We start from the raw sequence: 7,537 nt of genomic DNA, 5'->3' as shown, positions 1-7,537 counted from the left end.
CTGGAAATCGCGATACCCATGTCAAGGGTTGGTAAGGTTCTGCGCGTTGCTTCGAATTAAACCACATGCTCCACCGCTTGTGCGGGCCCCCGTCAATTCCTTTGAGTTTTAACCTTGCGGCCGTACTCCCCAGGCGGAATGCTTAATCCGTTAGGTGTGACACCGAACAGCATGCTGCCCGACGTCTGGCATTCATCGTTTACGGCGTGGACTACCAGGGTATCTAATCCTGTTTGCTCCCCACGCTTTCGCACCTCAGCGTCAGTATCGAGCCAGTGAGCCGCCTTCGCCACTGGTGTTCCTCCGAATATCTACGAATTTCACCTCTACACTCGGAATTCCACTCACCTCTCTCGAACTCAAGACTACCAGTATGAAAGGCAGTTCCGAGGTTGAGCCCCGGGATTTCACCCCTCACTTAATAGTCCGCCTACGTGCGCTTTACGCCCAGTAATTCCGAACAACGCTAGCCCCCTCCGTATTACCGCGGCTGCTGGCACGGAGTTAGCCGGGGCTTCTTCTGCTGGTACCGTCATTATCTTCCCAGCTGAAAGAGCTTTACAACCCTAAGGCCTTCATCGCTCACGCGGCATGGCTAGATCAGGGTTTCCCCCATTGTCTAAGATTCCCCACTGCTGCCTCCCGTAGGAGTCTGGGCCGTGTCTCAGTCCCAGTGTGGCTGATCATCCTCTCAAACCAGCTATGGATCGTCGGCTTGGTAGGCCATTACCCCACCAACTACCTAATCCAACGCGGGCTAATCCTTCTCCGATAAATCTTTCCCCCAAAGGGCGTATACGGTATTACTCCCAGTTTCCCGAGGCTATTCCGTAGAGAAGGGCATATTCCCACGCGTTACTCACCCGTCCGCCGCTAGATCCGAAAATCTCGCTCGACTTGCATGTGTTAGGCCTGCCGCCAGCGTTCGTTCTGAGCCAGGATCAAACTCTCAAGTTGAAACACTGCAACGCAGTGTTCTTGACAGATGACCTTGCACATCGTTTCCGATCCAAATGGACCGGACATCTTCTGCTTGTCGTCTCCGGAAAACCGAAGCCGCCAAACAGTGAAGCTGACACTCCCATCATCGGGCCGAAACCCTAGAGAGCCGATATACAAGCTCATCGATCGTAAGACCGAACCGCCCGCATATCTCTTCAGTAAACATCAATGTCAAAGAGCGCAGAGCACAAAACAAACCGAAGCGTCATATTTTCTGACGCGTCCGACCGCCTTGCCTCCTGATATCGTCAGCCGCCCGTTCCGATCATCCGTTCCACGGCAGCGCCGCTTCCCTTCTGTTCGGCGCCGGGTCGCGCCGCCCGCCGCGGTGTGTTCCGCTTCGGTGAGGGGGTGTTTACGGATCGGCGCGTCAGGCCGCAAGAGGAAATTTCGCGAAAATCGCGAATTTTTCCCGCAGCCCTTGTTTTGTTGGCCTGCTGGCTGGGCAGAATGGAAACGCGCGCGAGCGGCCGGGCGGGTTCCCTGTGGACAAGCTGTTGATAACTCCCTTCCATGACGCTTTCGCGACGCCGGCGGGGCGGAATCACCCCCTCCCCGCCCCGGGCTCCGCACCGATTCCGCCCCTCTGGACCGATCGCACGTCCCGTCAGCGCGCCTGGGCGACTCGTCCGGCCATTACGCAGAGCATCTCGAACAGGATCGAGATCCCAAGATAGGCGGTCCCGCCCGACGGGTCGAAGGGCGGCGACACCTCCACCAGGTCGGCGCCGACGATATCGACCCCCTCGAGCAGCCGCGCGACGGTCAGCGCCTGCCACGAGGTCGGACCGCCGACCTCGGGCGTGCCGGTGCCCGGCGCATAGGCGGGATCGACGAAGTCGATGTCGTAGCTCACGTAGGTCGGGCCGCTGCCGGCGATGGCGCGAGCCTCCTCCATCACGTCTTCCATCGTGCGGGCGTGGAATTCCTCGATCGGGATGATGCGGATCCCCACGGCCTTGGCGAAGTCGCGATCCTCGTGATCGTAGGTCGTGCCGCGGATGCCGATCTGGACGACGCGCGCAGGATCCAGAAGCCCCTCCTCCACCGCGCGACGGAAGGGGGTGCCATGGGTGAACTTCGTGCCGCCGAAATAGCTGTCGAAGAGATCGGTATGGCTGTCGAAGTGGATCATGCCCAGCGACCGGTCGCTGGCAAGCGCGCGCAGGATCGGCAGGGTGCAGAGGTGATCGCCCCCCGCGGTCAGCGGCAGCACCCCGGCCTCGCGCACGCGCGCGTAGAAGGCTGTCATCCGGTCGAGGCTGTCGTGCAGGTCCGCGGGGTTCGGCCCGACATCCCCGAGATCGGCCACGTTCACGAGGTCGAACGGGCGCACCCCGGTCACCCCGTTGCCGGCACGGATCATCGTCGAGGCGTCGCGCAGCTGGCGCGGGCCGTGGCGCGGGCCCGGGCGGTTCGTGGTGCCGCCATCCCAGGGCGCGCCGATGATGCCGATGTCGACCCTGGCGAGGCGCGGATCGTCGAGGCCCACGTGCGGCAGCCGCATGAAGGTGGGGATGCCGGCGAAACGTGGAAGGTCGAAGCCCGAGACCGGGCGGAAACTGTCGTCTGAAAGGTCGGGCATGGCGGCTCCTCGGCTGCGCGAAATCGGGTCTGCTCGATTGGTAGAACCATGCCGGCAGCCGGGTAAAGGGGGGCCGGCGGCCGGATGCGCAAAAGCACAAGACATGCCGGGGCCTCTTGACCATTCGGGCGGCTTTCGCGTCTAACTTCAGCGCGTAGGACATGGCCCTGCCCGTGCGGGTTGCCCGGGCGCCGGGGGCGCGACAGCCAAGGAGACAGTGATGTTCAGCAAATCGGACGCCAGCAGCGCCCCCCAGACCGGTTCCCTGCAGGGCGGCGCGTCCGACGGCCGCGCGACGCGGCTGGCGCAGGACCTGACGATCACCGGCAACCTCAAGGCGGCCGGCACCGTCGAGGTGCTGGGCAAGATCGACGGCGACATCGAGGCCGGCAAGCTGGTGATCGGGACCGACGGCCGGGTCAACGGCAAGGTGCGGGCCGAGATCGTCGACATCCTGGGCCATCTCGACGGCTCGGTCTCGTGCCGCAGCCTGACGCTGCGCTCCACCGCGCTTGCCAAGGCGCAGGTGAGCTATGAGAGCCTGACGATCGAGAACGGCGCCCAGATCGAGGGCAAGTTCAAGTACGCCGGCGCGAAGTAGCGCGTCTTTGCCCGCGGCCGGCGTGGGTTTCCCAGAGGCCGGCACGGGCCGAACAGCCCGGAGCCGGCCGCGGGGCGCAGCCAAAACTCTTGCCAAGAGTTTTGGCACATTTCTTGAGCACGAAATTTGGGCGCGGACGAAGATGCCGTGCCCTTGTCGTCCTGCCCCCTACCCGTTCGCTCGGCCCTACCGCTTCGCGGGGGGAATCGAATAGGTCATCGACGCGCGCGCCACCGGCGCCTCCACGCCCTCGGAAAAGATCAACACGTCTCCCACCGCCAGCACCCGGCCGAGCTTCAAGAGCCGCGCCTCGGCAATCAGGTCGGTACCCGCGGCAGGTTTGCGCATGAAATCCATCGAACAGCCCGTGGTCACCGACAGGGCCTCGGGCCCGATCATCGCCAGCACCGCGAAATAGACGGAGACATCCGCCAGCGCGAACATCGACGGCCCCGAGACGGTGCCGCCGGGCCGCAGGTGCCGCTCGGCCACCTTGAGGCGGACCCGGATCCGCATCGGCGCCACCTCCTCCACCGCGAAATCCTCTCCCACCTGCGGAAAGGCCTCGCGGCAGAACGCCTCCAGCGCCGGCCCGTCCATCACCACCTCGTGCATCGCTTTCCCCTCCCTCGGATCCGGCCTACAGTTCCGGCAAAGAGGAGGAATGGCAAGATGAGCGAAGAGATCCTGCTGCGCGAAGACCGGGGCGCCGTGGCGGTGCTGACGATGAACCGGCCCGGCGCGCTGAACGCACTGTCAGACGCGATGCTGGCCGCGCTGAAGACCGCCTTCGCCGCACTGGAGGAAGACCGCGGCATCCGCGCGGTGGTGCTGAAAGGCGCGGGCAAGGCGTTCTGCGCGGGCCACGACCTGAAGGAGATGCAGGCCGGCCGCCAGGCCGAGGACGCCGGTCGGGCCTATTTCGCCGATCTCTTCGCCCGCTGCTCCGAGGTCATGCTGATGATCCCGAAGCTGCCACAGCCGGTGATCGCCGCGCCCCATGGCATCGCCACCGCGGCGGGCTGTCAACTGGTCGCCTCCTGCGACCTCGCCGTCGCGGCCGAGGGCACGCGGTTCGGCGTGAACGGGGTGAACATCGGCCTCTTCTGCTCCACCCCCATGGTCGCGTTGTCCCGCAACGTACAGCGCAAACAGGCGTTCGAGATGCTGACCACCGGCGCCTTCATCGACACCGCGAAGGCCGAGGCGATGGGGCTGATCAACCGCGCGGTTCCGCACGAGGAGCTCGACACCGCCGCGATCGAGCTTGCCCAGACCATCGCGGGCAAGCTGGGCGCCGCCGTCAAGATCGGCAAGCAGGCGTTCTACGACCAGATCGAGATGCCGGTGGCCGAGGCCTATGCCCACACCGCCGGCGTCATGGTCGAGAACATGCTGTGGCGCGACACCGACGAGGGGATCTCGGCCTTCATCGAGAAGCGCAAGCCCGACTGGCAGGGCTGACCCCCGGCGGCGGGGGTTCCCACCGGACCCACGTGGCGTATTTGAGCCAAGAGGAAGACCAAGCGCATCCCCTTCATCATGGTCCAAGTACTCCGGGGGGTGCGGGGGCTGCCCCCGGGTGCCGCCTCCTCTGCCGTTGACGCCCCCGCCCGAACGGCATACCCCGTTTCCCAAGCGTCAGAGCGGCCCGGAGGGGGCCGCAATTGGGGGGAGAGTTCCATGACCATGACCAACCGCCGCGCCCTGCTGGCCGGCCTCGGCGCCGCCACTGCCGCGCCCTTCGTGCTGCCGCGCCGGGCGCTGGCCGCGAGCGACACGATCCGTGTCGGCATCCTGTCGCTCACCTCGCACGCGCCAGCGCTGATCGCCGCGGCGAAGGGCTATTTCAAGGAGCAGGGCTTCGAGGTGAAGCTGGTCATGTTCCAGGCCGCGCAGCCGATGGCCGTGGCCATTGCCTCGGGCGATATCGACTTTGGCATGACGGCGATCTCGGGCGGGCTTGTCAGCCTTGCCCAGAAGGGTGCCATCCGGATCATCGGCGGCGCCCTGCAGGAGCACGAGGGCATCGAGGGGCAGAAGATCCTCGCCTCGAAGAAGGCCCATGACGCCGGGCTGAAGACGCCCGCGGACCTCAAGGGGCATTCCTTCGGCCTCACCACCGCCGGATCGTCGTTCAACTACATGGCCGACATGATCGCGAAGAAGTCGGGCTTCCCGGCGTCGGACATGCGCCTTGTCCCGCTGCAGAAGGTGCCCGCGATCATCGCCTCGCTGAAGTCGGGCCAGATCGACGCCTGGTCGATCGTACCAAACATCGCGGATGCGCTGACCAAGGGGCCCGAGGTCGTCGAGATCGGCAAGATCTCGGACTATATCCCCGATTACCAGGTCACGACCGTCTTCACCTCGGCCAGGATCGCCGACACGAAGCCCGAGATCGCCAAGCGCTACATCGCCGCGCTGTCGAAGGGCATCGACGATTACAACAACGCGCTGGTCTACAAGAAGGCCGACCAGGCCGAGGTCGACGCGATCACCAAGATCATCCACCAGTACGTCTATTCCGACCAGCCGCTGGAAAAGGCCGCGCCGCGGATCCAGCACGGCGCCATGCTGTGCAACCCCGGGGCCGCGCTGACCATGTCGTCGGTGAAAAGCCAGCTGGAGTGGCTGCAGGGCGCCAACATGGCGCCCAAGGACGTGACCCTCGATCAGCTGGTGAAGACCGGTTACGTCAAGACGCTCTGAGCCTCGCGGGGGCTGCACCCGCGGCCCCTGCCCCTTCGCGGATCCGACCATGCGCATCCTTCTCGACAAGATCAGCCATGCCTACGACGGGACGCAGGTCCTGCAGGACATCTCCCTCGACCTCGGCAAGGGCGAGATCGTGTCGATCATCGGCCCCTCGGGCTGTGGCAAGTCCACCCTCCTGCGCATGATCGGCGGGCTGGAGCGCCCCACCTCCGGCCAGGTTCTGGTGACGGGTGCGGCGCCCCAGGGCTGCCTCAACCCCCTGACCTACATATTCCAGGATTTCGCGCTGCTGCCGTGGCGGACGGTCGCGGGAAACATCTCGCTGGTGCTGGAGGATCACGGGATCCGCGGCGCCCGGGCGCGCGAGGTGATCGACGACGTGCTGGCGCGCACCAAGCTGTCGGATTTCCGCAAGGCCTGGCCGCGGCAGCTGTCGGGCGGGATGAAACAGCGCGTGGCGATCGCCCGGGCGCTGGCCGTCCGCCCCGCCGTCATGCTGATGGACGAACCGCTGAGCGCGCTCGACAGCCAGACGCGGGAACTCCTGATGGACGATCTGGTGGAGCTCTGGACCCGCACCCCCTTCTCGGCGGCCTACGTCACCCACAACCTGGCCGAAGCCGTGCGCCTTGGCCACCGGATCGTGGTGCTGAGCCGCCGCCCGGGCCGGATCCGCGAAGTGGTGACGATCGACATGCCGCTGGCCGACCGCCCCGCCCACATGGCGGAGCTGGAGAAGATCCAGCGCGACCTGTGGGACATGATGCGCGACGAGGCCGCCGCCGCCGACCGGGAGCTGGCCGATGCGTGACACGAAAACCGAGATCCGGATTCCCGCCGACGCGAAACCCGTGCCGTTCCGCGGCGGCGGCTTCCGCCAGCGCCGCCACCCGCTGCTGGCGCCCCTCGTGCTGGCCGCGCTGCTGGCGATCTGGTGGGCGGGGTCGGCGACCGGCGTGATCTCTCCCATCGCGATGCCTGCGCCGAAGGACGTGATCGACGCCTTCCGCGACCTGTGGACCACCGGCGCGCTCTGGACCAACCTGTCCGTCAGCCTGTACCGGCTTCTGGTGGGCTGGATCCTCGGCTCCCTCCTCGGTATCGCCGTGGGCCTGATGATCGGCCTCTTCAGCCAGGCCCGCGCCTCGGCCCTGCCGATCGTCTCGGCCCTCTTCCCGGTGCCGAAGATCGCGCTGCTGCCGCTTTTCATCATCTGGTTCGGCATCGGCGAGGGATCGAAGGTCGCGACGATCCTGTTCGGCACCTTCTTTCCCACCGTGATCTCGACCTACGCGGGCGTCGACGCGGTCGACCGCGGGCTGATCCGGATGGGGCAGTCGTTCGGCCTGCGCTGGTCCTCGATCGTGCGCAAGATCATCCTGCCGGGCGCCCTGCCCGCGATCCTTTCGGGGTTCCGCATCTCATTCTCGATCGCCATCGTGCTGCTGGTCGCGGCCGAGATGATCGGCGCCCAGCACGGCATCGGGGCCTATATCCTGATGGCCGGATCCCTCTTCAACCTCGGCCAGCTCTTCGCCGGCGTCATCCTGCTTTCCGCCATAGGCCTATTTGGCAGCTGGCTGATCGGGCTGGCGGAGCGGCGGATGCTCGACTGGCGCCAGTAAACCGGA

General features: G+C 65.7%; 7 protein-coding genes and 1 rRNA gene. 5 read left to right on the top strand and 3 right to left on the bottom strand.

Annotated features, from left to right (window positions below; translation table 11 throughout):
• Both CVV76_RS06410 and CVV76_RS06405 read right to left on the bottom strand, forming a co-directional pair.
• A 16S ribosomal RNA gene (locus CVV76_RS06410) occupies positions 1 to 957 on the bottom strand; the annotation flags it as partial.
• 652 nt (positions 958 to 1,609) lie between these two features.
• Positions 1,610 to 2,587 (bottom strand): agmatinase, encoded by a 978-nt coding sequence (locus CVV76_RS06405; RefSeq protein WP_102223775.1) that lies wholly within the window; start codon positions 2,585 to 2,587, stop codon positions 1,610 to 1,612.
• A 220-nt stretch (positions 2,588 to 2,807) separates the two neighbouring features.
• Here CVV76_RS06405 and CVV76_RS06400 point away from each other — a divergent pair, with 220 nt between their 5' ends.
• Complete coding sequence (locus tag CVV76_RS06400) at positions 2,808 to 3,188, top strand: bactofilin family protein (protein ID WP_102223774.1); 381 nt, start codon at positions 2,808 to 2,810, stop codon at positions 3,186 to 3,188.
• 186 nt (positions 3,189 to 3,374) lie between these two features.
• Here CVV76_RS06400 and CVV76_RS06395 read toward each other — a convergent pair whose 3' ends face one another.
• The gene (locus tag CVV76_RS06395) at positions 3,375 to 3,803 is read right to left on the bottom strand and encodes a PaaI family thioesterase (protein WP_233192738.1); all 429 of its coding nucleotides are present in this window, start codon (positions 3,801 to 3,803) and stop codon (positions 3,375 to 3,377) included.
• 57 nt (positions 3,804 to 3,860) lie between these two features.
• Between CVV76_RS06395 and CVV76_RS06390 the strand changes: the two genes are divergently transcribed.
• From CVV76_RS06390 to CVV76_RS06375, 4 genes are all read left to right on the top strand, one after another.
• Positions 3,861 to 4,652, top strand: a complete 792-nt coding sequence (locus CVV76_RS06390) for an enoyl-CoA hydratase (RefSeq protein WP_102223773.1) — start codon at positions 3,861 to 3,863, stop codon at positions 4,650 to 4,652.
• Positions 4,653 to 4,871: 219 nt separating this feature from the next.
• A complete protein-coding gene (locus CVV76_RS06385; RefSeq protein WP_102223772.1) occupies positions 4,872 to 5,900 on the top strand; it encodes an ABC transporter substrate-binding protein in 1,029 nt (342 codons plus the stop codon).
• A gap of 49 nt (positions 5,901 to 5,949) precedes the next feature.
• Complete coding sequence (locus CVV76_RS06380; RefSeq protein ID WP_102223771.1) at positions 5,950 to 6,717, top strand: ABC transporter ATP-binding protein; 768 nt, start codon at positions 5,950 to 5,952, stop codon at positions 6,715 to 6,717.
• Positions 6,710 to 7,531 (top strand): ABC transporter permease, encoded by an 822-nt coding sequence (locus CVV76_RS06375; protein WP_102223770.1) that lies wholly within the window; start codon positions 6,710 to 6,712, stop codon positions 7,529 to 7,531. The genes CVV76_RS06380 and CVV76_RS06375 overlap by 8 nt, the downstream gene beginning before the upstream one ends.
• Positions 7,532 to 7,537: the final 6 nt, after the last annotated feature.

Source organism: Acidimangrovimonas sediminis, from assembly GCF_002871005.1.
Lineage (GTDB): Bacteria > Pseudomonadota > Alphaproteobacteria > Rhodobacterales > Rhodobacteraceae > Acidimangrovimonas > Acidimangrovimonas sediminis.
The sequence above is the reverse complement of the archived record's forward strand: the minus strand, read 5'-3'. Positions and strand labels throughout refer to the sequence as shown.